At 57.0% G+C, this 25,635-nt stretch carries 28 protein-coding genes and 1 tRNA gene; 18 read left to right on the plus strand and 11 right to left on the minus strand.

The window, feature by feature from the left end:
- Positions 1–99 precede the first annotated feature (99 nt).
- Together glmU and FHS21_RS00385 are read right to left on the minus strand one after the other, a co-directional pair.
- Positions 100–1,461 (minus strand): bifunctional UDP-N-acetylglucosamine diphosphorylase/glucosamine-1-phosphate N-acetyltransferase GlmU, encoded by a 1,362-nt coding sequence (glmU, locus tag FHS21_RS00380; protein WP_112527070.1) that lies wholly within the window; start codon positions 1,459–1,461, stop codon positions 100–102.
- An 88-nt stretch (positions 1,462–1,549) separates the two neighbouring features.
- Entirely contained in the window at positions 1,550–2,296 is a 747-nt protein-coding gene (locus tag FHS21_RS00385) for a cytochrome c biogenesis CcdA family protein (RefSeq protein WP_183660723.1), read from the minus strand.
- A gap of 272 nt (positions 2,297–2,568) precedes the next feature.
- Here FHS21_RS00385 and FHS21_RS00390 point away from each other — a divergent pair.
- Positions 2,569–2,644: transfer RNA gene (locus tag FHS21_RS00390), tRNA-Lys, on the plus strand.
- A gap of 698 nt (positions 2,645–3,342) precedes the next feature.
- Positions 3,343–3,609, plus strand: a complete 267-nt coding sequence (locus FHS21_RS00395; protein WP_183660725.1) for a hypothetical protein — start codon at positions 3,343–3,345, stop codon at positions 3,607–3,609.
- A gap of 47 nt (positions 3,610–3,656) precedes the next feature.
- On the opposite strand, the gene FHS21_RS00400 is transcribed toward FHS21_RS00395, so the two are convergent.
- On the minus strand, positions 3,657–3,956 hold the full coding sequence (locus FHS21_RS00400; RefSeq protein WP_183660727.1) for a hypothetical protein: 300 nt from the start codon (positions 3,954–3,956) through the stop codon (positions 3,657–3,659).
- Entirely contained in the window at positions 3,953–4,138 is a 186-nt protein-coding gene (locus FHS21_RS00405) for a hypothetical protein (RefSeq protein WP_183660729.1), read from the minus strand. The genes FHS21_RS00400 and FHS21_RS00405 overlap by 4 nt, the downstream gene beginning before the upstream one ends.
- A gap of 171 nt (positions 4,139–4,309) precedes the next feature.
- On the opposite strand from FHS21_RS00405, the gene FHS21_RS00410 reads away from it, so the two are divergent.
- The 4 genes from FHS21_RS00410 to FHS21_RS00425 all read left to right on the plus strand — a co-directional run bounded on the left by FHS21_RS00410 (position 4,310) and on the right by FHS21_RS00425 (position 7,791).
- Positions 4,310–4,516: an XRE family transcriptional regulator gene (locus FHS21_RS00410; RefSeq protein ID WP_183660731.1), complete on the plus strand. Its 207-nt coding sequence runs from the start codon at positions 4,310–4,312 to the stop codon at positions 4,514–4,516.
- On the plus strand, positions 4,516–5,013 hold the full coding sequence (locus FHS21_RS00415; RefSeq protein WP_183660733.1) for a phage terminase small subunit P27 family: 498 nt from the start codon (positions 4,516–4,518) through the stop codon (positions 5,011–5,013). The genes FHS21_RS00410 and FHS21_RS00415 overlap by 1 nt, the downstream gene beginning before the upstream one ends.
- 710 nt (positions 5,014–5,723) lie before the next feature.
- A complete protein-coding gene (locus FHS21_RS31435; protein ID WP_376772055.1) occupies positions 5,724–6,044 on the plus strand; it encodes a DUF982 domain-containing protein in 321 nt (106 codons plus the stop codon).
- Between the two features lie 1,447 nt (positions 6,045–7,491).
- Positions 7,492–7,791 (plus strand): DUF982 domain-containing protein, encoded by a 300-nt coding sequence (locus FHS21_RS00425; protein ID WP_183660737.1) that lies wholly within the window; start codon positions 7,492–7,494, stop codon positions 7,789–7,791.
- A gap of 208 nt (positions 7,792–7,999) precedes the next feature.
- On the opposite strand, the gene FHS21_RS00430 is transcribed toward FHS21_RS00425, so the two are convergent.
- A complete protein-coding gene (locus FHS21_RS00430) occupies positions 8,000–8,365 on the minus strand; it encodes a c-type cytochrome (protein ID WP_112527005.1) in 366 nt (121 codons plus the stop codon).
- A gap of 71 nt (positions 8,366–8,436) precedes the next feature.
- Positions 8,437–8,562, minus strand: a complete 126-nt coding sequence (locus FHS21_RS31115) for a hypothetical protein (RefSeq protein WP_281385831.1) — start codon at positions 8,560–8,562, stop codon at positions 8,437–8,439.
- A gap of 228 nt (positions 8,563–8,790) precedes the next feature.
- On the opposite strand from FHS21_RS31115, the gene FHS21_RS00435 reads away from it, so the two are divergent.
- Complete coding sequence (locus tag FHS21_RS00435) at positions 8,791–9,303, plus strand: GNAT family acetyltransferase (RefSeq protein WP_112527004.1); 513 nt, start codon at positions 8,791–8,793, stop codon at positions 9,301–9,303.
- Between the two features lie 73 nt (positions 9,304–9,376).
- Here FHS21_RS00435 and FHS21_RS00440 read toward each other — a convergent pair whose 3' ends face one another.
- Complete coding sequence (locus FHS21_RS00440) at positions 9,377–10,261, minus strand: NmrA/HSCARG family protein (RefSeq protein WP_183660739.1); 885 nt, start codon at positions 10,259–10,261, stop codon at positions 9,377–9,379.
- Positions 10,262–10,360: 99 nt separating this feature from the next.
- On the opposite strand from FHS21_RS00440, the gene FHS21_RS00445 reads away from it, so the two are divergent.
- Positions 10,361–11,293, plus strand: a complete 933-nt coding sequence (locus tag FHS21_RS00445) for a LysR family transcriptional regulator (RefSeq protein ID WP_183660741.1) — start codon at positions 10,361–10,363, stop codon at positions 11,291–11,293.
- Between the two features lie 13 nt (positions 11,294–11,306).
- On the opposite strand, the gene FHS21_RS00450 is transcribed toward FHS21_RS00445, so the two are convergent.
- From FHS21_RS00450 to FHS21_RS00465, 4 genes are all read right to left on the minus strand, one after another.
- Entirely contained in the window at positions 11,307–12,401 is a 1,095-nt protein-coding gene (locus tag FHS21_RS00450) for an alcohol dehydrogenase family protein (RefSeq protein ID WP_246410701.1), read from the minus strand.
- 10 nt (positions 12,402–12,411) lie between these two features.
- Positions 12,412–13,791: an aspartate aminotransferase family protein gene (locus tag FHS21_RS00455; protein ID WP_112551397.1), complete on the minus strand. Its 1,380-nt coding sequence runs from the start codon at positions 13,789–13,791 to the stop codon at positions 12,412–12,414.
- A gap of 18 nt (positions 13,792–13,809) precedes the next feature.
- Positions 13,810–15,303: an NAD-dependent succinate-semialdehyde dehydrogenase gene (locus FHS21_RS00460; protein ID WP_183660743.1), complete on the minus strand. Its 1,494-nt coding sequence runs from the start codon at positions 15,301–15,303 to the stop codon at positions 13,810–13,812.
- Between the two features lie 118 nt (positions 15,304–15,421).
- Positions 15,422–15,919 (minus strand): Lrp/AsnC family transcriptional regulator, encoded by a 498-nt coding sequence (locus FHS21_RS00465; RefSeq protein ID WP_183660745.1) that lies wholly within the window; start codon positions 15,917–15,919, stop codon positions 15,422–15,424.
- An 86-nt stretch (positions 15,920–16,005) separates the two neighbouring features.
- Between FHS21_RS00465 and ehuR the strand changes: the two genes are divergently transcribed.
- From ehuR to doeB, 10 genes are all read left to right on the plus strand, one after another.
- Positions 16,006–17,391 carry a MocR-like ectoine utilization transcription factor EhuR gene (ehuR, locus tag FHS21_RS00470; RefSeq protein WP_112526992.1) on the plus strand — a complete coding sequence of 462 codons (1,386 nt, stop codon included), beginning with the start codon at positions 16,006–16,008 and terminating at the stop codon, positions 17,389–17,391.
- 125 nt (positions 17,392–17,516) lie between these two features.
- On the plus strand, positions 17,517–18,314 hold the full coding sequence (ehuA, locus tag FHS21_RS00475; protein WP_112526990.1) for an ectoine/hydroxyectoine ABC transporter ATP-binding protein EhuA: 798 nt from the start codon (positions 17,517–17,519) through the stop codon (positions 18,312–18,314).
- 55 nt (positions 18,315–18,369) lie between these two features.
- A complete protein-coding gene (gene ehuB / locus FHS21_RS00480; RefSeq protein ID WP_112526988.1) occupies positions 18,370–19,215 on the plus strand; it encodes an ectoine/hydroxyectoine ABC transporter substrate-binding protein EhuB in 846 nt (281 codons plus the stop codon).
- Between the two features lie 79 nt (positions 19,216–19,294).
- Entirely contained in the window at positions 19,295–19,954 is a 660-nt protein-coding gene (gene ehuC, locus FHS21_RS00485; RefSeq protein WP_112527233.1) for an ectoine/hydroxyectoine ABC transporter permease subunit EhuC, read from the plus strand.
- A gap of 9 nt (positions 19,955–19,963) precedes the next feature.
- Entirely contained in the window at positions 19,964–20,620 is a 657-nt protein-coding gene (ehuD, locus tag FHS21_RS00490) for an ectoine/hydroxyectoine ABC transporter permease subunit EhuD (RefSeq protein ID WP_112526986.1), read from the plus strand.
- An 11-nt stretch (positions 20,621–20,631) separates the two neighbouring features.
- Entirely contained in the window at positions 20,632–21,411 is a 780-nt protein-coding gene (eutA, locus tag FHS21_RS00495) for an ectoine utilization protein EutA (RefSeq protein ID WP_112526984.1), read from the plus strand.
- Between the two features lie 3 nt (positions 21,412–21,414).
- The gene (gene eutB / locus FHS21_RS00500; protein ID WP_112526981.1) at positions 21,415–22,416 is read left to right on the plus strand and encodes a hydroxyectoine utilization dehydratase EutB; all 1,002 of its coding nucleotides are present in this window, start codon (positions 21,415–21,417) and stop codon (positions 22,414–22,416) included.
- Positions 22,404–23,396: an ectoine utilization protein EutC gene (eutC, locus tag FHS21_RS00505; RefSeq protein ID WP_112526979.1), complete on the plus strand. Its 993-nt coding sequence runs from the start codon at positions 22,404–22,406 to the stop codon at positions 23,394–23,396. Before eutB ends, eutC begins: the two co-directional genes overlap by 13 nt.
- A 33-nt stretch (positions 23,397–23,429) precedes the next feature.
- Positions 23,430–24,611 (plus strand): ectoine hydrolase DoeA, encoded by a 1,182-nt coding sequence (gene doeA / locus FHS21_RS00510; RefSeq protein ID WP_183660747.1) that lies wholly within the window; start codon positions 23,430–23,432, stop codon positions 24,609–24,611.
- A gap of 8 nt (positions 24,612–24,619) precedes the next feature.
- Entirely contained in the window at positions 24,620–25,624 is a 1,005-nt protein-coding gene (gene doeB, locus FHS21_RS00515; RefSeq protein WP_183660749.1) for a N(2)-acetyl-L-2,4-diaminobutanoate deacetylase DoeB, read from the plus strand.
- Positions 25,625–25,635 lie beyond the last annotated feature (11 nt).

The raw sequence follows: 25,635 nt of genomic DNA on the forward strand, positions 1-25,635 counted from the left end.
CTCCAATACCCCGAATAGTTTCCAGCTCTGGCTAACTCAGATTCATCGCTACAGAAAAACACTTTCTGTGTCAGAATCCCACACGAACAAAAGGCGTGCCTAGTCAGCCTTCTTGGCTAATTTCTGCGCCGCATAGCGTGCCCGCAATTGCACCGCTCGCCCTTCTTTTACCTCCTGCCGCGCCCTGCCGAATGCAAGCGCGTCCGCCGGCACATTGGCCGTGATCACGCTGCCGGAGGCGACGTAAGCATTGTCACCAATGGAAACCGGCGCCACGAGCGAACTATTCGAGCCGATGAATACGTTGGCGCCGATCTCGGTCAAATGCTTGTTATAGCCGTCATAGTTGCAGGTAATGGCACCGGCACCGATATTCGCCGCAGGACCCACGATCGCGTCGCCGATATAGGTCAGGTGGTTCACCTTCGCGCCGACCCCGACCTTCGCGTTCTTGACCTCAACGAAGTTTCCGACCTTGGATTTTGCTGCGAGATCCGCACCGGGACGAAGCCGGGCAAAAGGTCCTACGTTGGCGTTTGCGCCAATCTTTGCGCCTTCAAAGTAGGAGAAAGCATGAATGACGGCTCCGCTCGCGATCGAAACACCGGGGCCGAAAATGATATTCGGTTCGAGGATCGCATCTGCTTCCACCAATGTATCATGCGCGAAGAAAACAGTTTCCGGCGCCTGCATGGTGACACCCGCCAGCATCATGTCGCGGCGCTTGCGCGTCTGCCAGATTGCCTCGGCCTCAGCGAGTTCAACGCGGGTATTGATGCCGATCACATTGTCGGGCGAAATCTCGATGGCAACGACGGATTCTCCATCCGCATTGGCTATCTCCACGACATCGGTGAGATAGAATTCATTGTTGGCATTGTCGTTGGTGATCTTGTCCAGCAGCGCAAGCGCGGCCTGTCCGCGCAGCGCCATCAGCCCGCCATTGCAGAAGCTGATTTTCTTCTCGGCCTCACTGGCGTCCTTCTCCTCGCGGATCGCGATCAAACGGCCATCCTGCTCGATCAGGCGGCCATAACCATTCGGCACCGCTGGCCTGAACCCCATGACCACGACATCCGCACCGTCTGCGAGCTTTGCGCGGGCCTGGTCGAGAGCCGCGGTTTCAATCAGCGGCGTATCGCCAAACACAACGAGAATATCGTCATAACCGCGTGCAATGCTCTCGCGCGCTGCAAGCACGGCGTGGGCAGTTCCAAGCCGTTCTGTCTGTTCATGCACGTTCACGTTAGAAACGATCGAACGGACTGCGGCCTCGACCTGATCGCCGCCCTTGCCTACCACCAGCGCGATATCGCGGACACCAGCGCCATGCACCGCCTTGGCCACATGGGCGACGATCGGGAGACCAGCAATGTTGTGGAGCACTTTCGGCAGGGAGGATTTCATGCGCGTGCCCTCACCGGCAGCGAGAATAACCGTGAGGCAAGAACGTGGTGTCATGTCGGACTTCCGGATCAATTGGGCTAAAGGCAATATCGTGGCTAATCATGACACGCTATTGGTTTCCAACATGGAAACTTCCGTCTGTTTAGCCGAGTTGGCCGAGGATGGGAAATGTTTCGAGAAGCCAGAACGAGAATGTCTGCAAGCCGCCCGTCAGAAACAGGATGCCGGTCAGTACCAGCAGGCCGCCCATCAGCTTTTCCACCTTGCCAAGATGCATGCGGAATCGCGCTAGAAAGCGCATGAACATCCCGGAAAACAACGCGGCGACGATGAAGGGAATCCCGAGGCCGAGCGAATAGACGGCGAGCAGCAGTGCACCGTCGGCAACGGTATCACGTGCTCCGGCCAGCGCCAGTATCGGTCCGAGCACTGGCCCGATGCACGGCGTCCATCCGAATGCAAAGGCCAGCCCCATGACATAAGCCGCGAACGGGTTAGCGGGCGCTCCCTGCGTCTGGAATCGGGCTTCCCGTGAGAGGAATGCAAGGCGGAACACGCCGAGAAAGTTCAGCCCCATGAGAATGATGACGATGCCCGCGACGATGGCGATTTCCTGTTGCCACATGCGCAGGAACCCGCCGATGGTCGATGCCCCAGCACCGAGCAGTACGAAAACGGTCGAAAAGCCGAGAACAAAACAGAAGGATGACAGAAGTAGCGCCTGCCGGACCGGCGAGATTCGCGTCGCGGCTTTATCCGAGCGGAAATCCTCAACCGTCACACCGGCCATATAACAGAGATAGGGCGGGACGAGTGGCAGGACGCAAGGAGATAAGAAAGACAGAGCGCCGGCGCCGGCAGCAGTCAGGTATGAAATATCAAGCGCCATCCGCGCTCCTTCACAGGCATTTTTACTTGTCGCGGTGGATTAAGCCGAATCTCCTTGAAATTCCAATCACCTTTTCGCCAGTTTGGCACCAATACCTGTCCTGTTTGTATTCTTTTCTGCCTGACCGAGGGTGCTTTCGACCAAAAATTACACGAACAGCTGAAAACAAGGCTTTTTGTTGCGAAAACCCTGCACATTAGTTGTTGACCGATTGGCAAGTCGCACCTATGTTCCGCCGCACTTCCCGAGGCCACCGAGCTGGCTTCGTTTGGGAGCGCGTAGCTCAGCCGGTAGAGCAACTGACTTTTAATCAGTAGGTCCGGGGTTCGAACCCCCGCGCGCTCACCATAAACCCCAGTAAAACCAAGACTTTAATGATACGTCTAAAGCGCCGCTATTGTCATTTTTCCAATTGGGGGAGCTATGGGGGAGTCGTTTCTGACCTCGAATCGCGTTCAGCGAACGGCTGTGTGGCAAGGCGATGGCTTGTGGCGACGGTTAATCCATCCTCAATGGCTTTGCCGCATGTTTCGGCGCATGAAAGATATCTTGAGAAAGCACGCCCTGTTCCTAAGTGCGCTCGCGCTGACAACAGGATGCCAAACCAAACCGCCGCTAGAGCAAATGTCCTATAGCCAATTGGGGCGACTTGCTGGGCAAATTCAGCAAACATGCGTTGCCCGAGGCTACAAGCTCGACACGCCCGATTATAACATCTGCACCCTGAAGGAAATAAGCCGAGAGCAGTATATCAGGCAAACGGGCAGCGACGGATCGCTCTAGCAAGTGTTGTGTAAATTGTTACCGACGCCCTACCCTCGAATCGCGCTCAGCTTTTATTTGTTATCTACCTGTTTACGGCGGCTGGCGTTCTATGGAGCTACCCGCTTTACCGGCGCCGTTTCCCCTTCGTAATGGCTGTTTGGCTCGCGTATCCATTCTTGCTTCTCGCACTCACAGGCCTCGTTTGGATCATGACTTGGTTGGTCCGCCTCGCTACTCCGACGATATTGGCGCTTCGATGCGGCAGCGGCAGTCTTTAGCCGATGGACAGGACAAGAAACCTTATCGATACACTCAAAGTCGCTTCGCCCATCTTGGGGCTTACTGTGGGGCATCTTGTCGGCCCTGCCATCGCGACAACGAAAGGCGGGGTGGCAATCATTGCCCTGCTCCTCATGTTGGCCATGACGCCGTTTCTTTATCAGGTTGTCATGGCCCGCAATGCATTCGCCAATCTGGTGTTCATGGCAACGTGTTTCGTGATGTTCCCAATCGTGGCGCTGATCTATTACCTTCTCGGATGGCACTAGCGGCCCGCACCCGATCTCCCGCTTTTTCGCCGCAGCATCTGCATCGGTCATTTGACGCTACGCAGCATGCTGATCGCATCGTTGACCTTGATGCTGTCTTTCGGCGAAACGCAGGCGTGCAACAAAGTAAGTTCGGCTTTCAACGCAGCCATCTCGTTGCGCACATCGCGAATTTCCTCGTCGGTATCCATGCGATGCTCGCGCACCTGCAGGACGAGGCGCTGGCGTTCCTGTGCCAAGGCCGCGACCTCCTCCTCCAATGGCGCGAGACGTTCATCCACCCCTTTCAAGGCCTCGCCCAGCACTTCGCCAACGGCCTGATAATCGTCGTCGCTGAAACCGCTCATTGCAGTCGTTCCCGCTTCAGGGCCGCGATCTCGCTGCGCAGTGCCTCTATGTCGCGTTCACGCTGCCTGCGTTCAAGTCGGATCGCCGCTTCGATGACTGTGAACATGGCATAGATCTTCTGCGCCATGATGAGCCACGCTGGCAGGTCCGGCTGCCGCGGCGGTGGTTGGTGGATGCTCATATCGCGACCCTTTCCAAAGAGAGGCGCGCGTCGCCTCGTTTGACCGCCAAGCCCGGCCGGAAAAGGACCAGAGATCGACGCGCGCCTGTTGGTTGTTGTGGTATCAGGATACCACAACGCGATGACTTGGGATATACTTGGACTATGTCATATCCGGTTCACGATGGAAAAATGAATGAGCGTTTCGAGGCGATGATCGCGGGTCTCGAAACGGAAGGCGGCATGTCCATCCCCAAAATTGCCGTCAAGGTTGGCTGTAGTAGGCAGCAGATATGGCTCATCGCATCGGGCCAGACCAAACGTCCGGGCTATGGGATTGCTGTCCGCATAGAGAAACTCCACAGCCAGATGGTGACGAAAACCCGAGGATTACGCTGATGGCGATGGGACGACCACCGAAGTCCAGCGTTCTCAAGGCGGCAGAAGGCAACCGTGCAAAGAGAGGACGCGGCCGGCTCAAGGAGGACGTGCGCGGCCGGGGATTGCCGGTGCCGCCGACCAATCTTACCAGGGCTGAACTCGGTCTCTGGCGCAGCATCGTCGCCGCACTCCCGCCTGCCCTCTTGAGTGGCGCGGATGTATCCGTGCTGGAACGGATGGTAGTGGCGTGGGCAAGGTGCCGGACGATCGAGAAGACGCTGAAGCTCGAGGGCCTCATCGTCGCTACGCCGCAAGGACGTATCCGCAATCCGCTGGTTTCAATCCTGAAAGATGCCCACACAGAGATGCACCGGTGCGGCAGCGAACTTGGGTTGTCGCCCGCCGCACGCGCAAGGTTACCCGGTGGCAACGAACCGGATACCGACGACATCATGGATGCACTGTTGGGCATGGACGGAAGTCTGGAAGCTACGTGGTGGGAGAAACCGCAATAGGCTTAGCTGTAAGCTATTCGCGCGCTTTGGATATGGTTTCAGGTCGGATAGAGCGCACCCAAGGTTTCCGAAAGAGCCAGTACTTGCTGGGTTTTTCGCAGCATCCAATAGAAAATGTATCACACCAAATATCACACTGTGTCTCGCAAAAAGGTGCGATTGCCTATCTAAGGAGCGGTGGCTCCGTCAATGGCCGTACTGGTCCTGGCTTATCAGGGTCGGGGATAGGCGGATCGTCCGGCAGCGGCGGGTACGGTTCTGGCTTTGGGGTAGGTATTGGATCACCCATATCAATGTCTCCTCATGATGAGGTGTAACCGCTTACCGCAAGGGAATGTTCCGCTCGCTAAAACGCCTTTAGTGAGGCGTTTCGCTGAGCCAAGCTGCTTCGATCGCGCGCCGACTACCAAAATGAACTCACCCTGTTAACGGGTGAAGCTAGGGTTCATACGGTGACTTCGTTGGCCCTTCATTCTCTGCTAGATGCGCCTCAAGTGCCGAGATTGATCCTTGTATTTCGCTAAGAACGCGAAGTGACTTGTCATTCTCGCCGCTCTTTAACATCCCAGTTATTGCGACAGACCGTCTGACCTTAAGCCTCAAAAGTAGCTCGTTCCTTTCCATTTCTTCCCCTCCGTGATGCGCCCACTAGGTTACATAAGAAAATTGATGGGGTGGAATCCAAAAAGCCGCTGTGGTTTTCTACCGCCATGGCAGAAGACTACAAAGCATTCTCACCCGTCACCGTCCTTACGAGCCAGCCAGGCCAGATGCTCGGCATCGGTAACGCTTACGACGCTGCCAAGTTCATCCTTGAGCAATGGCCAGCCGAAAGAGGTGGCCCTAAGCTTGAGATGGCAAAGGAGATTCTTTGGAAGTGCGTGGCTGGTGAATGCTCTGCAGCCATAGCGCGCGTGGCATTCATTGAAGCCGCACGCGAATCTAGTCTTTATATTGCTCCGCCAGAGAATGAGCCCCTTCGAAGCAGGCCGAACTGGCAGAAGGCTGCTAGCGCTTGGCGTCGCTCCTAGTGTTGCGTCCACCGGCAGCAGGCCACCGTTGGTGAATGAACGCATCGACAGGGGGGTTGGTTTTCCATCATAAGCACTGGCCAAGCCTCACCCCGCATCGGCAGACGCTCCATTCGTGACGTGTCTTTTCCGAAAATCGTGCACCCTGCACTTTATCGAGCAGAACAGCGCATTCGCTTTGCCAACAAACTGCGTCCCGCATTCTCGGCATTGTCGCAATGGCGCTTTGGGGCGTCTGGCGCGATCAACACGCTCCCGGCATCCCGTCGAGCAAAAGTGGCTCTTCCACGTATTTGCACCGTGCATGGTCAAACCGCATGCCTTGCAAATGCGAGAGGTGGTGATTGTGGCGGCTTCATTGTCCGTCACGCATGCTGAACAAACTGGTACTGTTCTTTTTGTGGGCCAACACGGGCTGGAGAGCATAAACGCCTCACCCAATGCAGTTGCACATCTGCTGCAATGTCCTCTTCGTAAGCGTTCTGGGCGGCTAAATTGATTGAGCACGTTGGGTCTCCGTTTCAGAAGTATAACGGAGGCACATATGTATCCAAGTTGGACCTTAGTCTGAGCCCTTAATGGGCCCTTGGTCCGTATTGCCGATGCCATTCTGAGAGTAGTGTAGGAACACCTTGGCACCCCCCGAGCCTGGGAGGCTTGCTAAAGAGGTATTTCTTCTTTTTCACAGCTGGCCTACCGACGCTCGAACCTCCGGTAATTTGCGTTCCGGAGGTTCGGGTCCTTTTTCATCTTGTTAACCATACAGGCGCACGCTTTGAGTGCTGACCCTAGTGCCCACTGTGTCGGCACCCGGCCTGCCGTTGTATTGCGTACCGGCGGGTCGGGTCGGGCCTGCCTCTTCCTATTTATTGGCGATCATTCCTCGCCCCCGGCCCTCAACGTTTCTTTTCGGCCATTCCGATCAGATGCAGGACACGCGGTCACAAGTTGAATGCCACGTGTGACAGGCCGATAGATTGCCTTTTCAGATCAACAAACGTTTCAAATTTCCATTTGCAATAAGTGCAGAAAAAACGGCAGAAGTTGAAACCTACTCTTCGTGTTATACGAGAGCCCCTTCCACTCCCCATCGCTCTGAAAAATACGCAAAAGTCTTGAAACGTCAGTTTCGCGGAATTATAAATTAGAGCATCCAAACAACCCAAAATGCTACCCAGCGGAATGTCCGCGGGCGCAGTTTGTTATTCTTCAGGGAGTGGCAAAACATGGAAGGACTGACTCTAAAAAGCTCTATCAATCGTGTGGCTCCGCCGGAGCTCCTAAAGCAAATCAAGGCTCAGATGGTTCGAGAAGGCTCCCAATCGGGGTCGATCTCCGACATCCTTCGCAAGGCCAAGGGCGGGTATATGCGTCGCCGCGTAAGGTCAGCGAGCAAAGCCTGAGAAAGCAACTCGGAATTCTTGGTTCACCATTCTGGAGGGACTTGATGAACTCTTATTTTGACAGCCCAATTTTCGTAAAGGACGGTTCAAGGATTGTCCGAGAAATTGCAACACTCGATGACGCCATCGAATTCCTCGATAGTTGGCCAGACGCACATCGCGATGTCATTTATGAAACTGCATGGCGGACCTGCTGCGAAGTGTTTGATGGTCACAAACCGTTGAGTGTTGCCCACGCGGCCTTCGAAGGTTTTGCGCGCAAGGCAAAGATACTTGAAGATCCCGCTTCGGTGATGCCTTGGATAATGAACGCGAAATCAGGTGGCGGACTTATGACCGCTTAGTTAGCCAGGGACCGTCTCCTTGGGCGGTCCCATCGGCATAAAATGTTAGCGACAGATTTCCTGGACAGATGGTACTGACGGGTGGCTTCCGAGGGTCAGTATGGTTGTTGTTTTTGCTGTATTTTCCCGCCTCTCTCCTATGCTATGTGGCGCGAAATGTGGAACGAAATGTGGCCCATTGTGCCGACCGTTTTCATGCCGAAAGGAATTAGTCGCCCGACTTCAGGAACTCGATGATCGTCTTGCGTTGCGCGGCATCGGTAATGCCGCCATAGGGTTTCATGCTGTTGCCTCTTACCACTTGGTCGGGATTGGCGATGAACTGGTCGAGATTTGCCTCGTCCCAGGTGATGCCGGACTGCTTCATCGACGACGAGTAGTTGTAGTCCGGCAATGAGCCGGCCTTGCGGCCGACGATGCCGGCGAGGTTCGGACCTTGCCGGTTGTCGCCTTCCTTCATCGTATGGCAAGTGCGGCAGCTGTTGTTGAAAGCTGTCTGACCATCGTCCTGGGCAAGCGCAAGAGGACACGTCAGCCCGCCGACGAGACCCAGCGCAAAAAAGCGCGTGTTCATGTCGTTCTCCGGTTCTGGTGCCGGAGGCACAACGTCTGCCGGTCAAAGTCGTTCCGTGACGCTGGCGCAATTCACTCGCCAGCAGTGCTGCCCGCCAACAGCGCCACGGCACTCGCCGGGGCGGCGCTGCTTGCCTCGCCGCGCACCGCATCATCGGCGGGAATGAGGTCGGCGAAGTCGATGAAACGCCGCTCCATACGTCAACCAGTCGGCATCTCGCCTTGAAACTTCCGATGACGGGCAAGAAAGATTCAGGCTTATCATGGCTTTGTAAAACCTGCCTTTGCGAAACTCGTCGAATTGTATCGACTGCAAGAACAAGTCTGAAGGAATATTAACGATCCTATGTTGTGTTAAGCGAAAGATAACCAAACAACTATGTGGTGTCTGATGCCGCGATTCCATTTTTCGGGGGAACTTAAGGAATGATCTTCGACAGGGTTACCCGCATTGCATTTGGCGTCGCCAGCGCGTTTCTCATGTTGCTGGCTTTTGGTTTGATCGCTTACGCAGCCTATGAAGTTGCCAGCGATTTGCTGACATATAGTGCCGACATCGGCACGACCCTGCTTGAAGCAGTGGGATATACAGTCATTGCCATCGCAGTGTTCGATGTCGGCAAATACCTGTTGGAAGAAGAGGCAATTCGCGCCCGTGAGATGCGTCGAGCCGACGAGGCACGCAGGAGTTTGACAAAATTCATCTCGACGATCGCCATAGCGGTGTTTCTCGAAGGGTTGGTCGCAGTATTCGAGGCCGGGAAAAAAGACGTCCCCATGATGATCTACCCCACCCTCCTGCTGCTCACCGGCGTGTTGTTAGTCGTTGGATTGGGCATTTATCAAAGATTGAGTGCGTCGGTGGAAAATGAAATATCTGACAAGGACACACCACAGACGACGCGGAACAGACGCTCCACTTCAAAAGCAACCAAGTGAAATAGGAAGCGGACCCACAATTTGCTGATCCGCTTCCGCCCGAGTTTCATCGCCCGAAGATGTCTATAAGAGCTCAGGTAGAGGACGTCTGTTCGAGAACACTCCAGTCAAACTTGCGCGCCCAGTCCGCGAAACTGTGCCAGCTGACTTCCGGAAAGTCCCGCTGCAAGGCGGAGATATCGACGTCATAGCCGACGCGGTCGAACCATTCGAACATGAGTGCCGCATCCTCGCTTTGCTGGCGAGCCGCGGCGATCGGGATCTCCTGATAGTTGATCGGGCGGCCGATGTCTTGAGACAGAATTTTCACCTGCTCCTCGCCGGATAACTCATCCCCGGCGAAGTCGAAACGCTTGCCAAACATCTGCTCGCGCCGCTCAGCCAGGGCGGCAACGAAAGCGCCGATGTCCGCCACGGCTATCAGCTGGAGAGCGCGTTTGGGAGGCATCGCGAAAGCATGCGTGCCTTGGCGCAGCGCGCCAATCGACCACGGCGCGACGATATTCTCCATGAAGGCGACCGGCGCGCTGATTGTATAGGGGATGCCAAGGCTGGCGACGTGTTTCTCGACAAGGTATTTGCTGTCGAAATGCGGGATACCGGTCTTCTTGTCGGCATCGGCGACGGACGAATAGATCAAATGCCCGACGCCGGCAGCCTTTGCGGCGTCGGCGGCAAGAATCCCCTGGCGGGTTTCCGCCTCCACCCCGGCCTCGTAGCTGTTGCCCATCAAAAACATCGTATCGATGTCATTTGCAGCTTTCAGAACGGATGTCGCGTCACCGAGATCGCCGGCCACGACCTCTGCGCCTGCCGACGCCAGTCGCCGTGCGGTATCACTGTCCGGCTTGCGCGTAAGTGCTTTGACGCGATGTCCTCTCGATAGCAGTGCGTGCGCAACCGCGCCGCCTTGCTGACCCGTAGCGCCGGTAACCAGAACGTTTCGTTTGGTGGTCATATCTCTGCTCCTTTTGTTTCCAATGAAGCAAAGTTAAGGTCTGTCACATTAAACCATAATAGTCTATAATTGGAAAACATCGTCCCGAATTTGGATACAATGCTGGATCTCAACGATATTGTAGTGTTCGCTCGCGTCATCGAGGCCGGTAGCTTCACCGCCGCCGCGCGGCTGCTGGGCATGCCCAAGACGACAGTCAGCCGCCGCGTTGCTGCGCTTGAGCGCGAGGTTGGCGTCCGCCTGCTTCAGCGTACGACACGCAGTCTCAACGTGACGGATGCAGGACGTCTCTACTACGAACAGAGCAGCCAGGCGCTGCGGACAATTGAAGATGCAAATCTACAGCTCGCCGAAGCCAGGGCGGAGCCTTCGGGCATAGTCCGGATATCGGCTCCGGTGGGCTTTGGTGGTCACTTTCTGTCCAGTGCGATTTTCGATTTTCTGGCGACGTATCCGAAAACCAAAGTCGAGTTGTGCTTGACCGACGACACGCTCAATCTGGTCGAGAACGGGATAGACCTTGCATTCCGCACCGGGATCCTTCCAGACTCCACACTGATCGCCCGCAAACTCGGCTCTACCCATAGAGTTCTGTGCGCCAGCCCAGACTATCTCGCCCGTCATGGGGTGCCATTAGTGCCGGCGGACCTCGCCCGCCACCACTGCGTCATCGCCGGCCCTTCGATCGCGAATCTGCACTGGGTGTTGGAAGGCTTGCATGGCCAGGAAACGGTGGCAGTGTCTGGGCGTTTCGCTGCCAACGAAATGCAGGCGGTAACTGCTGCTGCGATTGCTGGCTACGGCATCGCCCAAATACCCTACCAGGCGGCTGCGGCTCCCATCAAGGACGGGCGGTTGCGCCGCGTTCTCGACGATTACACGACATCGGTCGGCGGCCTCCATGTCGTATACCCGAGCAGCCGACACCTTTCGCCCTTGGTCAAGGCTTTCATCGAGTTTGCAGCGGACCGATGGAATGCCGCCAGCGAGAATTATGGCGCCGTGGTCGAATCGAACCAGAGCCGCCGGTGAAGCCAGACCACTCCTACATTTCTGGAAATTTCGAATCCGGCACCACGACCAGTTTCCCGACAAACCTCTTCGCCATGAAATCGGTCTGTGCTTTGTGAAACTCGGACAGGCGATAGACGCCGCCGACGAGCGGCTTGATCTTGCCTTCCTCTATGTAGCGCACGATACGGCGGAAATCGCCGCGCGTACCCTGCGATGATCCATGCAGAGCGAGCTGCTTGAGGTACATGGTACGCAGGTCCAGCTGCACGACCGGTCCACCGATCGCTCCCGCTGTGGTATAGCGGCCCTCAGCGCGCAGGATGCGCAGAAGATCGTTGAACATCGCACCGCCGACGAGATCGGCCACGACATCGATGGGCTTCCCGCCCGTCGCGTCATTGACCGCCGCAACGATATCTTGCGTGCCACGCGTGATGACTGCTTCGGCGCCGAGAGCGAGCAGCGCCTGTTCCTTGCCAGGTCCGACGAGTGCATAGGGAATTGCGCCCCGCGCTCGCGCAAGCTGGACAATGCCGGAACCGACACCGCCGGACGCGCCGGTGACAAGTAAGCGTTCGCCATGTTTCAGCGCTGCCCGCTCCAGCATCTGTTCGCCAGTCAGGTAAGCACAGCAGAACGTCGCCAGTTCGATATCGCTCATATCCGTATTCACGACATGAGCGTTCTCGGCGGGCACTGCGACGTATTCCGCATAGCCCCCATCACGGCCGTGGCCGATATAATCGATATCGGCGAGGCTATCATCTTCACGATTATAGATAGAGAAGTCCACCATGACGCGCTGACCAGTGCGGTCCTGCGGAACGCCCTCGCCGACAGCCGCTATGTTTCCGACAATGTCGGTTCCCTGAATTCGCGGAAAGGTCAGCGTCGGCTCTTGTCTGCGCCAGGTGGAAACGGCGCCGGCATCTTCCTCGGTGCCATAGGCGCCTTCGCGCACCCACACATCGGTATTGTTCATGCCGCATGCCATGACCGAAATCAGCACTTCGCCTGCAGCTGGCGCTGGAACTGGTACCTGCGTGTTGTAGACCAGCTTGTCGAGACCACCATGGGCGGTGAGTTGAACCGCGGCCATAGTTTTCGGAAACTTCTCATGCTTCATCTTTGCTACCTCAGAGTGTCTTGGCTACCGATACGACAGCGTCGGCTGCGGCTTTGACGACGATATCCGCTTCTCCCCGTGTCAGGCACAGGGGCGGCGCGAAACCAAGAATATCGCCTTGTGGCATGGCGCGGCCTATCACACCCAGCTCCGCCAGTGCCGTTGCGATGCGCGGTCCGACTTTCAATGCCGGATCGAAGAACTTGCGGTCGTCCTTGTCTGCGACAAACTCCACAGCCGCCAGCATGCCGTCGCCACGAACATCGCCGACGATCGGATGATCAGCCAGTGCCTGTGTTAACTGTCCGCGGAAATAGGCACCTGTCTCACCTGCATTGGTCACGAGATCGAGCTTGTCGATCAATTCAAGGTTGGCAACGCCGGCAGCAGTGCAAATCGGGTGTGCCGAATAGGTCCAGCCATGCCCGAGCGCACCCAGCATATCCGAGCCTTGCACCAGCACCTGCCAGACCTTGTTGGAAACGATGACGCCCGAAAGGGGCGCATAGGCGGAGGTCAACCCCTTGGCGATGGTGATCAGGTCCGGTTTGATACCGTAGTGATCCGAACCAAACATGGTGCCCAGACGGCCAAAGCCGGTCACAACCTCATCGGCGATCAACAGGATGTCGTATTTGTTGAGAACAGCCTGGATTTTTTGCCAGTAATGCGCCGGCGGCGGCACAATACCGCCTGTGCCGAGGATCGGTTCGCCAATAAACGCAGCCACCGTTTCAGGACCTTCGGCTAGGATCATCTCCTCAAGCTTGTCGGCGCAATGCTGGGAGAACTGCTCCTCGCTCATCGAACGGTCTTCGCGACGGAAATAGTAAGGCGCTTCCGTGTGCAGGATTGGCGCGCGCGGCAGATCGAAGGCGTTGTGGAAGAGTTCGAGGCCGGTCAGACTGCCAGTCATGACTCCAGAGCCATGATAGCCACGCCAGCGCGAGATGATCTTCTTCTTTTCCGGACGTCCGAGCACATTGTTGTAGTACCAGACCAGCTTGATGTTGGTCTCGTTCGCGTCAGAACCGGACAGACCGAAATAGACCCGGCTCATGCCTTCCGGCGCGCGGTCAATGATCATCTTGGCCAATGTGATCGACGCATCCGTGCCATGCCCGACATAGGCGTGATAGTAAGCGAGCTCCTTGGCCTGCTTGGCAATAGCGTCGGCGATTTCCGTCCGCCCATAGCCCACATTGACGCAATAGAGCCCGGCAAACGCGTCGATGCTGGTCCGTCCGGTACTATCGGTGATGTGAACGCCCTCGCCGCCCCTGATCACACGGGTCGGCGTTTCACCCCGCGCATGCGTGCCCATATGCGTCGAGGGGTGGAAAAAATGGTCCCTGTCCCAGGCGTTCAGTTCGTTAGAGCGGTCAAGCATGGTGATTTCCTTTAAAATTCAGTGCGTATCGATGCAGAGATATTTGAGTTCAGTGAAAGCCTCGATCCCATGACGCGAGCCCTCGCGGCCAAGACCTGACTGTTTGATGCCGCCGAATGGAATTGGCGCGCCGGTGATTTTCACGCGATTGATCGCGACCATGCCGTATTCGAGTTTGCGTCCAAGACGCAGCATGCGCGCCCCGTCCTTCGTGACGGCATAGGCGACAAGACCGTATTCCGTGGCGTTGGCCCGTGCGACGACCTCATCTTCGGTATCGAACGAGGTGATCGCCGCAACAGGACCAAACGTTTCCTCCCGCATGATTAGCGCATTGTCGGAGACGTTGGTCAGAAGCGTCGGCTCGTAAAAGAGCGGACCGGCTTGATGGCGTTTACCACCAGCGAGGCAATTCGCCCCGCGCGCCAAGGCATCTGCGACTTGTTCTTCAACCTTCTGCATCGCTCGTTCGTGCATCAACGGCCCGATATCGCTGCCTTCGGTCAATCCAGGCGCGACCTTGAGCTCCCCGATTCGCTTGGCAAGTGCAGTGGCAAAAGCGTTATGAATAGAGCGCTCGACATATATGCGGTTGGCCGCGAGGCAATCCTGACCGGACGTTGCGAATTTTGCACCGACGGCGATGTCCACCGCGCGATCGATATCGGCGTCGGCGAAAATGATCAATGGCGCATGGCCGCCAAGCTCCATGATCAGGTTTTTCATCGTAGGAGCGCATTGGGCGGCGATTAAACGACCAATCTCCGTCGAGCCGGTAAAACTCAAAGCGCGAACGCGCGAATCTTGACACAGTCGACCGACAATTGTGGCTGCGTCGCCTGTGACAATGTTGAAAACGCCGCCCGGAATACCAGCGCGGTCGGCAAGTTCGGCCAATGCCAGTGCCGATAGCGGCGTTTCGGACGATGGGTGCGCAACGATCGTGCAACCGGCCGCCAACGCCGCCGCAGCTTTTCTCGTTAGCATCGCCGATGGAAAGTTCCACGGTGTGACGACGCCGACAACGCCCAAAGCCTCGCGCCGGACGATCGTTTCGGCATGCGGCAGATGACTGGTAATGCCCTCGGCATTGAGCCGTTTGGCTTCTTCCGCATACCATTCGATGAAGGATGCAGCGTAGTCGATTTCACCGCGGGACTCAGCCAGTGGCTTGCCCTGCTCCAGCGTCATGATCAAAGCCAGATCATCCCTGGCTTCGAGGATGAGTTCATACCAGCGGCGCAGCTTGGCTGTGCGCTCTTGCGGCAAGAGATCCCGCCACGCTGGGAATGCCTTCGCCGCGGCATCGATTGCAATTGTTGTTTGATCGGCATTGAGTTTCGAAACCCAACCGATTTTGGCGCCGGACGCCGGATCACTGACCTCGAACGTCTGACCTGCGTCGCCGGCCGTCCAATGGCCGTCGACATAAGCCAATTCGCGCAGCATGCGGCGGTCGCGCAGGCCATTGAGGGCCGGATGGCGGTCTGGTCGTGCGAAATGGGCGGACATGCAGTTCTCCCGAGAATGTTCGGTACAAGACTCGCATGAAGATGAAGAGAGAGAGGCTGTTTCCCGTTGCTATCCAGGAGAGATTGTCTGCATCAGGACCGCGATAAAGAGAGATTGACTAGTTCGGCTCGGTTGCCGTTACGAGGTCGGCGACCGGCAGAATAGCATCATCTTTAACCGTCTTGGTGACGATATAGGTGAAATAGCGGTCTATCCCGATTTCGCGCTGCAAGAGGCCATCCACCAGACGCTGATAAGCATCGATATCCCGCGCCATGACCTTCAACACATAGTCCACGCCGCCACCGACCGACCAGCACGCCACAACCTCCGGTATGGTCTTGATCGCCCGCTCGAACCGGTCGAAATCCGCCTGACGATGCGCTCCAAGGGTCACTTCCATCAGTACGGTTGTTACCGGCGTCACCAGCCGCAGAGCAATACGAGCATGATAACCGGTGATAATTCCGGCTTTCTCCAGCCGGCGCAGGCGCGTCCAGCATGGCGTCGGCGAGATGCCGACGCGTTCGGCCAACGCAAGTTTGGTGATCCGGCCCTCGCGCTGGATCTCGTCAAGGATGCGAATATCGATCGGATCAAGCTTGAGTGGTGTCATGTCCCGCCTGTTTAAAATTAATCCAATAACCATGACGTTGTGATTTTTCGATTGTCAATTGCACTGACTTGGATCACTTATAAATCATGACATTTTGGCGCCCAGATCCGACAACCCTCCGCCGTCCGGCCTACCTCTCGCTGGCCGAACAGATTGCACGTGCCATCGCCGATGGCAAACTCGAGAGCGGGGCGCGCCTGCAAACCCACCGGCAAATGGCTGACGACTTGCACCTCTCAGTGCAAACCGTGAGCCGCGCTTATGAAGAATTGATCCGGCGCAATCTTATTTCCGGTGAAACCGGACGCGGTACGTTCGTGCGCTCGCTGCGCCGCGAGCCGGATCCGCCCTATCTGCCGGAACGGCTCGGCGAGGTCATCGATCTCTCGATTCTAAAACCGATCTGCGAGCCCATGCACCTGGATCGCATGAAAAAGGCGCTTGGCTGGCTCGCCGAGAACCTGCCTGCAAGTTCGGCGCTCTCCTTCCGTCCCAATGTGGTGTTTCCACGCCATCGGGCCGTTGCGGTGGAATGGCTGCGGACCTGCGGACTTGATGTGCCGGCTTCGAATATCAGCCTGACCAACGGCGCGACTGCCGCCATGAGCGTGGCGCTGATGAGCGCTGCACCGCCCGGCTCGAAGATCGCGACCGAAGGCATTGGCCATCACACACTGACGCCGCTCGCTTCCTATCTTGGTCTGACGCTCGAGGGTCTGGCGATCGACGATCAAGGGATTATTCCGGAGGCGCTGGACGCTTGCTGCCGAGAGAGCGGCATTCGCGCGGTTTTCGTGCAACCATCGGTGATCAATCCAACCGCCACGCTGATGGGCATCGAGCGGCGCGCTGCCATTGTCGAGGTAGCACGCCGACATGACATTGCGATAATCGAGAGCGATATCCTCGGTCCACTTGTCGAGAATCGCCCACCGCCGATCGCAACGCTGGCGCCGGAGCGCACGCTCTATTTCACCAGCTTCACAAAGATCGTCGTGCCGGGACTACGCATCGGCTATCTCGTCGCGCCGGACCGTTACGTGGCAGCCGTCGCCAATCGTCACCTTGTATCGAACTGGATGGCAACGCCGATCGTTGCCGAGATCGCAACGCGCTGGGTTTCTGACGGTACGGCGCTCGAATTGGTGAATTGGCAACGCGAAGCGCTTCGCACAAGGCACGCCACAGCATCGGAAGTCCTGTCCGGCATTCCGTTTCTGTCGCATCCGCAAAGCCTTCACATCTGGTTGCCGCTGACGGGAGAACGAACCGAGGAGGCCTTCGTCGCCCATGCAAGACTGCAAGGTGTGGCGATCGCCACGGGCGCCTCGTTTCGCATATCAAACCATCCCTGGCATCCAGCGGTGCGCATTTCGCTCGGCTCGACAACAGAAGCGGAATTACGTTCCGGCCTCGGGGTGGTGGCCAATTTGCTGCGTGGAGATCTAGAACATCTCTTGCTCGCGATTTAATCGTCTCGCCTGAAAATTCAGCACGATCATCTATATTGTCATGATTTAATTTTTATAATTGACATGATTTCATAAGTCTCCCATCGTTAGGGGCATGAGGCTGTCTCAACCAGAAGGAGACATGCATGCCCCCAACAAATACCGCGCCGATCATCGAGATCAACGGCATCAACAAGAGCTTCGGCGCGTTCAAAGTCCTGAACGACCTGTCGTTTAGCGTTGCGCCGCGGGAAAAACTTGCTTTGATCGGCCCATCCGGGTCTGGCAAGACGACGATCCTGCGCATTCTGATGACGCTGGAAGGCATCGACAGCGGTGAGATCCTTGTCGATGGCGACAGTCTCTATCAGATGAAACGCAACGGCAAGTTGCAACCAGCCGACGATGCTCACCTGCATAAAATGCGCGAAAAGATTGGCATGGTCTTTCAGCTGTTCAATCTTTTCCCGCACAAATGTGTTCTCGACAATGTCACGCTCGCGCCGATGTTGACAAAAGGCGTGTCGCGCAAGGATGCAGAGCATCACGCCATGGAATTGCTCGATATGGTCGGTCTTGCCGACAAGGCAAAGTCCATGCCGTCGCAATTGTCCGGCGGCCAGAAACAGCGGGTCGCCATTGCACGCGCACTCGCACTCAAGCCCAAAATTATGCTCTTCGACGAGGTCACCTCCGCGCTCGATCCGGAATTGGTCGAAGAGGTGCTGAATGTTCTCTGGAAGCTTTGCCGGGAAACCGACATGACAATGCTTCTGGTGACCCACGAAATGGGCTTTGCCCATGACTTCGCCGATCGCGTTCTGTTTTTCGATCGCGGGCGAATTGTCGAGGACGGCAAACCCGACGAAATCTTCCGCCATCCCAAACAGGAAAGGACGCAGGCCTTCCTGAAGAAGATCATCGCCGCTGGTCATCGCGTCTGAAGACGGGAACCCCCGACGATTAGCAACACACAAGAAAACCAAAGGAGCTGGGAACATGACCAAACTAACCATCAACGCATTGCTTGGAGCGGTGGCGCTTTCGACCCTGGTGTCGTCCTTGCCTGCCAAGGCGGACGAAGCACTCGACAAGCTGAAGGCGCAGGGCTTTGCCCGCATCGCCATTGCCAACGAACCACCATTCACAGCCGTCAAGGCTGACGGCACCGTGTCTGGCGCTGCCCCGGATGTTGCACGCGCAGTGTTCAAGAAGCTCGGCGTCAACGACGTCGTGGCGTCTATCTCTGAGTATGGTGCAATGATCCCCGGCCTACAGGCTGGACGTCATGATGTCGTCACTGCCGGTCTTTTCATGAAGCCGGAGCGCTGCAATGCCGTGGCCTATTCCGAGCCGATCCTTTGCGACGCAGAAGCATTCCTAGTGAAGAAGGGCAATCCAAAAGGCTTCAAGAGCTATGCCGATATCGCCAAGGATGAAAAGGCAACCATCGGCGCACCAGGCGGCGGTACCGAAGAACGTCTTGCACTCGAGGCCGGTGTCCCGCGTGACCGCGTGATTGTCGTTCCGGATGGCCAGAGCGGCCTGAAAATGCTGCAGGACGGCCGCATCGACACCTATTCGCTACCGGTCCTGTCGATCAATGATCTGGTCAAGAAAGCCAATGATCCGAATATCGAAGTCATTGCTCCTGTACAGGGCGCCCCGGTCTATTGCGATGGCGCAGCATTCCGCAAGGGCGACACGGCTCTTCGCGACGAGTTCGACAAGGTACTCGCTGAGATGAAGACGTCGGGCGAGTTCGCCAAGATCATCGAGCCTTATGGTTTCTCGGCAAAGGCGGCAATGTCCACCACCCGCGAAAAGCTCTGCGCAGCCAAGTAGTTCCGCGCGAGTCTTCGACCGCTTCGTTTAACACGAAGCGGTCCCCATGTTCTGCAATTCCAGCAAAGGTGGCGTAGCGATGGGCCAATGGGCCGGCTATCTGCAACTCATTCTCGAGGGTGCTGTCGTGACCATCAAGCTGACGCTGATGGGCTCGGCGCTGGCGCTCGTGATGGCATTCCTGGCGGGTATCGGGCGTTTATCGCGCTTTGCGCCGGTGCGCTGGCTAGCGACCGCCTATATTGAATTTTTTCGGGGCACGTCGATCTTCGTTCAGCTGTTCTGGGCTTATTTCGTACTCCCGCTCTTCGGCTTCACGCTGACGCCCTTGCAAGCGGGCGTCCTTGCGCTTGGCCTCAATGTCGGGGCCTACGCTGCCGAAGTGGTGCGCGGCGCTATCAAATCCATTGGCAAAGAACAATATGAGGCCTGCACGGCGCTCAATTTCAATCGTTGGCAAGGCCTTCGCCACGTAATCTTGCCGCAGGCCTTCGTGTTGATGCTGCCAACTTTCGGCAACAATGCCATCGAACTCTTGAAAGCATCGGCCGTGGTCTCCCTCATCTCGCTGTCAGACATGACATTTCAGGCGCAAGTGGTACGGGCACAGACTGGCAGCACGCTGTTTCCATTCCTGACAATTCTCATTCTCTATTTTGCCATCGCCTGCGTCATTTCCTTCGCCATTCGCGGCCTTGAGCGTCATCTGACGCGCGGCCTTGACGGCATCAGGTCGTAGGAGGCAGCAATGGAATGGGATTGGGCTTTCGTCATTCAAATTCTTCCGACCCTTATCGAGGGCGCGAAGATCACAATCCTCGCGACGGTACTTGGATACATATTGGCTGCGATTGTTGGTCTTGCCATCGCTATCGTTCGCCGATCAAAGAACAAACTGATTTCGAGGCCCATGGGCTTCGTTGCGGAGTTCATTCGCGGAACGCCTCTGCTCGTACAGCTTTATTTCATCTTTTACGTGCTGCCGGATCTTGGACTGACACTCTCGCCACTCGTGGCCGGCGTAATCGGTCTCGGCCTGCACTACGGAACCTATACGGCCGAAGTCTATCGCGCCGGAATCGACAATGTTGCGCGCGGACAGTGGGAAGCCGCCAAAGCATGCAATCTCAACGCCTGGCAGACCTGGACACAGGTCATCCTGCCCCAAGCGCTACCGCCCATGATTCCCGCTCTCGCCAATTACTTCATTGCCATGTTCAAGGAAACGCCGCTTCTATCTGCAATCACGGTACTCGAGCTGATGAACCAGGCGCGCAGCATCGCCAACTACAACTACCGCTATATTGAGCCGATCACGCTCGTCGGAGCATTCTTCCTCGTCATCAGTCTGATTTCCGTCGTCGGGCTGCGTTGGCTGGAACGCCGCTACGGCAGGATCGACTGAGGAGCATGACCATGGACGCCTTCCCTACGATCCGCCAAACCGCCATGGCACTGGATTTTGACGATCGCCCGCTCAGCAAACGCGTCGGGCTTGTCATCCTCGCTACCGATCACACCACCGAACCGGATTTTCAGCGCATGGTGGCGAGTGATCGCATCGGTCTTTACACAGCGCGCATTCCCTATGCGAACCCGACCACGCCAGACAATCTGCGGCGCATGCAGCCTTCGCTTACCGAGGGCACGAGCCTCATCCTGCCGGATGAAGATCTCGATGTGATTTGCTATTCCTGTACCGCAGCGTCTGTCGTGATCGGCGACGAGGAGATCGAAGCTGCGATCAACCTTGCCAAGCCGGCCGTGCCGGTTGTGACGCCGCCGCTGGCCGCCGTACGTGGATTTCAGGCGCTCGGTGCAAAACGCATCAGCATCCTCACGCCCTATACGATCAAGACCAGCACGCCTATGGCGCACTACTTCGCGGCCAAGGGTTTCGACATTGCGAGTTTCACCTGTTTTGGTCTCGACGATGATCGCGAGATGGCGCGGATCAGTCCGCGATCGCTGATTTCCGCTGCTCAGGAAGCCATGGCGAGCGACGCCGACGCGCTGTTCATTTCGTGTACTGCAGTGCGGGCGGCGGGCGTTGCGCTCGCAATCGAACAGGTAATCGGAAAGCCTGTCGTCAGCAGCAATCTGGCAACTGCCTGGGCGACACTACGCATATGTGACGATCTTACGCCTCGTCCGGAATGGGGCAGCCTGATGACTCAATCCATGGCCGGTTGGTGAGCCATGACCGACAAATTAGTGACCATCGCTGAGATTGAGAAGGCACGCGACGCGCTTGCGGGCAAGGTGGTGCGCACCCCTACCGTCAACTCGGTATCCTTATCGGAAATGACAGGCCTGCCGGTCTTTCTCAAGTTCGAACACCGCCAAACTACCGGCAGTTTCAAGCTGCGTGGTGCAACCAATGCCTTGAGCCAGCTTTCAACAAGCGAAAAGCAACGCGGCGTGGTAGCAGCCTCCACGGGAAACCATGGCCGCGCCCTCGCCTATGCCGCACATCTGGAAGGCGTACACGCCATTATTTGCATGTCGCGGCTGGTCCCGCAGAACAAGGTTGATGATATCCGCCGTCTTGGCGCCGAGATCCGCATCATCGGTAAATCGCAGGATGATGCGCAGGAAGAAGTAGACCGGCTCGTACTGGAAAGCGGCCTCACCATGGTGCCGCCTTTTGACAATGCCTCGATCATTGCCGGGCAAGGCACACTCGGTCTCGAGATCATCGACGCGGTTCCGGATGTCGACACCGTCCTCGTCCCGGTGTCGGGCGGTGGTCTGGCCTCAGGTGTTGCGGCGGCGGTCAAGGCCAAACGTTCTGCCGCGAAGATCATCGGTATTTCGATGGATCGCGGCGCCGCCATGCGTGCCAGCCTTGATGCTGGCAAGCCTGTTCTTGTCGAAGAAAGTGAAAGTCTGGCGGATTCGCTTGGCGGCGGGATCGGTATTGATAACCGGTTCACTTTCGCGATGGTCCGCGACATGCTCGATGATGTGATCCTGCTCTCGGAGAACGAAATCGCTGCCGGCATGGCTCACGCCTACATGCACGAACGCGAAATAATCGAAGGCGCGGCGGCTGTCGGCATCGCTGCACTGCTCGCGGGAAAAATAAAGGCGAAGGGACCTGTCGTCGCCATTCTTTCCGGCCGCAATGTCGACATGGAACAGCATCGGCGCATCGTCTGTGCGGACATCAAGGAAAGGGCCGAACCATGCCCCTCATGACGATTCTTACCGAAGCGGATTTACGCAAGATCGTGTCGCTCGATCTTGACGCTATTGCTTGCGTGGAATCTGCGTTCGAAGCCTTGGCGACCAAGGCTGTCGCCATGCCGCCTATCCTGCGGCTCGACATTCCCGAACATCGCGGTGAAGTCGATGTGAAGACGGCGTACGTTCCGGGTATCGATGGCTTTGCCATCAAGATCAGCCCCGGTTTCTTTGATAATCCCAAGCTCGGCCTGCCCAGCGTCAATGGCATGATGGTTCTGCTCAGCAGCCGCACGGGTCTGGTTGAAGCCCTGTTGCTCGACAATGGCTATCTCACTGATATACGTACGGCAGCTGCGGGCGCGGTTGCGGCAAAACACCTGTCGCGGCCCGAATCCAGTGTCGCCGCTATATTCGGGGCCGGTGTTCAGGCGCGCCTGCAACTCGAGGCATTGACTTTGGTTCGTCCAATCAAGCAGGCACGGATCTGGGCCCGCGACATCGACAAAGCTCAACTGGTGGCAAACGAACTCACTGAAAAGCTTGGTTTCCCCGTCAGCGCTGTGAAGGATCCGGAGAGGGCCGTTCGCGACGCGGATATCGTCGTGACGACAACGCCCTCCTCTCGGCCAATCCTGCAATCAACCTGGCTGCAGCCGGGCCAGCACATCACCGCCATGGGTTCCGATGCCGAGCACAAAAACGAGCTCGATCCTGCCATCATCGCCAAAGCCGACCTCTACGTCGCTGATAGTCTGAAGCAGACGCGTCGCCTCGGTGAGCTTCATCATGCCATCGAATCCGGACTGGTAAAGGCCGACGCGACCTTCTCAGAGCTCGGTTCCGTCATCGCCGGTTCGGCAAAAGGCAGGCCGTCACAAGAGGCAATCACTATCGCCGATCTGACCGGCACCGGTGTACAGGATACCGCCATCGCGACACTTGCCCGTGATCGCGCGAGGAAATCGAGCGTTGGAACCAAATTCGAAAGTTGATATGGGCTTCGGCCCAAGCATGAGGAAACTGATATGACAGAGCCAAATCTCAAATTCACGCGGCAAGAATTCGCCGAAAGATTGCAGAAGACCCGCGCGGCGATGCAAAAGCGCGGCATTGATCTTCTGATCTGCAGCGATCCCTCCAATATGGCGTGGCTGACGGGATATGATGGCTGGTCTTTCTATGTGCACCAAGCCGTGTTGGTACCGCCGGAAGGTGAACCGATCTGGTATGGCCGCGGCCAGGATGCCAACGGCGCTAAGCGCACGGCTTATCTCTCCAACGACAACATCGTTGGTTATCCGGATAACTATGTTCAGTCCACCGAACGCCATCCTATGGATTATCTGTCGAAAATCATTGCGGAGCGTGGTTGGGACAAGCTGACCATTGCCGTCGAGATGGACAACTACTGGTTCTCCGCCGCCGCATTCGCATCCTTGCAGAAACATCTGCCGAACGCCCGCTTCGTTGACGGCACTGCGCTCGTAAACTGGCAGCGCGCGGTGAAAAGCCCGACTGAGATCGAATATATGCGCAAGGCCGCCCGTATCGTTGAGCTTATGCACCAGCGCATCGTCGACAAAATCGAGCCGGGTATGCGCAAATGCGATCTGGTTGCGGAGATCTACGACGCAGGAATTCGCGGAACCGATGATTTCGGCGGTGATTATCCTGCCATCGTGCCGTTGCTTCCATCTGGTGCGGACGCCTCGGCGCCCCATCTTACCTGGGACGACAAGCCGATGAAGGTCGGCGAAGGCACCTTTTTCGAGATTGCCGGCTGCTACAACCGTTACCACGTTCCCCTGTCGCGCACGGTGTTTCTGGGCAAACCCACCCAGGAGTTTCTGGACGCAGAGAAAGCCACGCTCGAAGGCATGGAAGCCGGTCTCGCTGCGGCGAAGCCGGGCAATGCCTGCGAGGATATCGCCAATGCGTTCTTTGGCGTCTTGAAGAAATACGGCATCGTCAAGGATAACCGCACCGGCTATCCGATCGGCATTTCCTACCCGCCGGATTGGGGCGAGCGCACCATGAGCCTGCGTCCGGGTGATAGAACCGAACTCAAGCCAGGCATGACGTTCCATTTTATGACCGGTTTGTGGCTCGAAACCATGGGCCTTGAAATCACCGAAAGCATCCTGATCACCGACACCGGCGTCGAATGCCTTGCCAATGTGCCGCGCAAGCTTTTCGTCAAGAACTGAGGCCCGTCATGCAGTCAAAAACTCTGCGGCCGTCGCCCATCACACCTACCGTCGATCTGGACAAGCAAGGCGTGCAACACGGCTTTTTGCGGCTGCCTTATAGCCGCGATGATTCCGCCTGGGGATCTGTCATGATACCCATCGCAGTTCTCCGCAATGGCAACGGGCCAACGGCGCTGCTGACTGGCGGCAATCACGGCGATGAATATGAAGGACCGATCGCTCTCTTTGACCTTGCCCGCACGCTCGACGTAGGCAAGGTAAGCGGTACGGTTATCATCGTTCCGGCGATGAATTATCCGGCGTTTCGCGCCGGCACACGCACGTCGCCGATCGACAAGGGCAACATGAATCGCAGCTACCCGGGAAAACCGGATGGCACGGTAACCCAGAAGATCGCCGATTATTTCACCCGCGAATTGTTACCGCGTGCTGATGTCGTGCTCGATTTCCATTCTGGTGGCAGGACACTCGATTTCGTACCCTTTGCGGCCGCCCATATCCTGCCCGACAAAGTGCAGGAGGCCAAAGGCTTCGATGCCGTCAAGGCATTCTCGGCGCCATGGTCGATGCGCATGCTCGAAATCGACGCGGTCGGCATGTATGACACGACGGTGGAGGAAATGGGCAAGGTCTTCGTCACCACCGAACTTGGCGGCGGCGGTACGGCTCGCGCCGAAACAGTCGCCATCGCCAAACGGGGGGCGATGAATGTCTTGCGCCATGCGGGCATCGTCAGCGGTAATATTGACCACCGCGACACGCGATGGCTCGATATGCCATCAGGCGATTGCTTTTCCTTTGCGGAGGATCAAGGGCTGATCGAAACGATGGTCGATCTCGGCGACTTTGTTAAAGAAGGGCAAGTGATCGCTCGTATCCATCCAATTGGCCGCACTGGCGCGGCTCCAACCGAAATCCGAACGAAGCTCACAGGGCTTCTCGCAGCACGGCATTTTCCGGGTTTGGTTAAACCGGGTGACTGTGTGGCAGTCGTAGGCACTGTCGACTGAATTTCTGGCCG

It is taken from the genome of Phyllobacterium trifolii, assembly GCF_014192095.1.
GTDB classification, from domain to species: domain Bacteria; phylum Pseudomonadota; class Alphaproteobacteria; order Rhizobiales; family Rhizobiaceae; genus Phyllobacterium; species Phyllobacterium trifolii.

Excerpts from the sequence above, each read along its gene's own strand:
- FHS21_RS00425 (WP_183660737.1), top strand. The coding sequence starts at position 7,492 with ATGAACTCTTATTTTGACAGCCCAATTTTCGTAAAGGACGGTTCAAGG.
- ehuA (WP_112526990.1), top strand. The coding sequence starts at position 17,517 with ATGCCCCCAACAAATACCGCGCCGATCATCGAGATCAACGGCATCAAC.
- ehuB (WP_112526988.1), top strand. The coding sequence starts at position 18,370 with ATGACCAAACTAACCATCAACGCATTGCTTGGAGCGGTGGCGCTTTCG.
- FHS21_RS00450 (WP_246410701.1), bottom strand. The coding sequence starts at position 12,401 with ATGAAGCATGAGAAGTTTCCGAAAACTATGGCCGCGGTTCAACTCACC.
- FHS21_RS31115 (WP_281385831.1), bottom strand. The coding sequence starts at position 8,562 with ATGGAGCGGCGTTTCATCGACTTCGCCGACCTCATTCCCGCCGATGAT.
- FHS21_RS00435 (WP_112527004.1), top strand. The coding sequence starts at position 8,791 with ATGATCTTCGACAGGGTTACCCGCATTGCATTTGGCGTCGCCAGCGCG.
- FHS21_RS00415 (WP_183660733.1), top strand. The coding sequence starts at position 4,516 with ATGGCGATGGGACGACCACCGAAGTCCAGCGTTCTCAAGGCGGCAGAA.
- FHS21_RS00385 (WP_183660723.1), bottom strand. The coding sequence starts at position 2,296 with ATGGCGCTTGATATTTCATACCTGACTGCTGCCGGCGCCGGCGCTCTG.
- glmU (WP_112527070.1), bottom strand. The coding sequence starts at position 1,461 with ATGACACCACGTTCTTGCCTCACGGTTATTCTCGCTGCCGGTGAGGGC.
- FHS21_RS00465 (WP_183660745.1), bottom strand. The coding sequence starts at position 15,919 with ATGACACCACTCAAGCTTGATCCGATCGATATTCGCATCCTTGACGAG.
- eutA (WP_112526984.1), top strand. The coding sequence starts at position 20,632 with ATGGACGCCTTCCCTACGATCCGCCAAACCGCCATGGCACTGGATTTT.
- FHS21_RS31435 (WP_376772055.1), top strand. The coding sequence starts at position 5,724 with ATGGCAGAAGACTACAAAGCATTCTCACCCGTCACCGTCCTTACGAGC.
- FHS21_RS00460 (WP_183660743.1), bottom strand. The coding sequence starts at position 15,303 with ATGTCCGCCCATTTCGCACGACCAGACCGCCATCCGGCCCTCAATGGC.
- FHS21_RS00445 (WP_183660741.1), top strand. The coding sequence starts at position 10,361 with ATGCTGGATCTCAACGATATTGTAGTGTTCGCTCGCGTCATCGAGGCC.
- doeA (WP_183660747.1), top strand. The coding sequence starts at position 23,430 with ATGACAGAGCCAAATCTCAAATTCACGCGGCAAGAATTCGCCGAAAGA.
- FHS21_RS00400 (WP_183660727.1), bottom strand. The coding sequence starts at position 3,956 with ATGAGCGGTTTCAGCGACGACGATTATCAGGCCGTTGGCGAAGTGCTG.
- ehuD (WP_112526986.1), top strand. The coding sequence starts at position 19,964 with ATGGAATGGGATTGGGCTTTCGTCATTCAAATTCTTCCGACCCTTATC.
- FHS21_RS00455 (WP_112551397.1), bottom strand. The coding sequence starts at position 13,791 with ATGCTTGACCGCTCTAACGAACTGAACGCCTGGGACAGGGACCATTTT.
- FHS21_RS00395 (WP_183660725.1), top strand. The coding sequence starts at position 3,343 with ATGGACAGGACAAGAAACCTTATCGATACACTCAAAGTCGCTTCGCCC.
- FHS21_RS00410 (WP_183660731.1), top strand. The coding sequence starts at position 4,310 with ATGAATGAGCGTTTCGAGGCGATGATCGCGGGTCTCGAAACGGAAGGC.
- eutB (WP_112526981.1), top strand. The coding sequence starts at position 21,415 with ATGACCGACAAATTAGTGACCATCGCTGAGATTGAGAAGGCACGCGAC.
- FHS21_RS00430 (WP_112527005.1), bottom strand. The coding sequence starts at position 8,365 with ATGAACACGCGCTTTTTTGCGCTGGGTCTCGTCGGCGGGCTGACGTGT.
- FHS21_RS00405 (WP_183660729.1), bottom strand. The coding sequence starts at position 4,138 with ATGAGCATCCACCAACCACCGCCGCGGCAGCCGGACCTGCCAGCGTGG.
- ehuC (WP_112527233.1), top strand. The coding sequence starts at position 19,295 with ATGGGCCAATGGGCCGGCTATCTGCAACTCATTCTCGAGGGTGCTGTC.
- FHS21_RS00440 (WP_183660739.1), bottom strand. The coding sequence starts at position 10,261 with ATGACCACCAAACGAAACGTTCTGGTTACCGGCGCTACGGGTCAGCAA.
- ehuR (WP_112526992.1), top strand. The coding sequence starts at position 16,006 with ATGACATTTTGGCGCCCAGATCCGACAACCCTCCGCCGTCCGGCCTAC.
- doeB (WP_183660749.1), top strand. The coding sequence starts at position 24,620 with ATGCAGTCAAAAACTCTGCGGCCGTCGCCCATCACACCTACCGTCGAT.
- eutC (WP_112526979.1), top strand. The coding sequence starts at position 22,404 with ATGCCCCTCATGACGATTCTTACCGAAGCGGATTTACGCAAGATCGTG.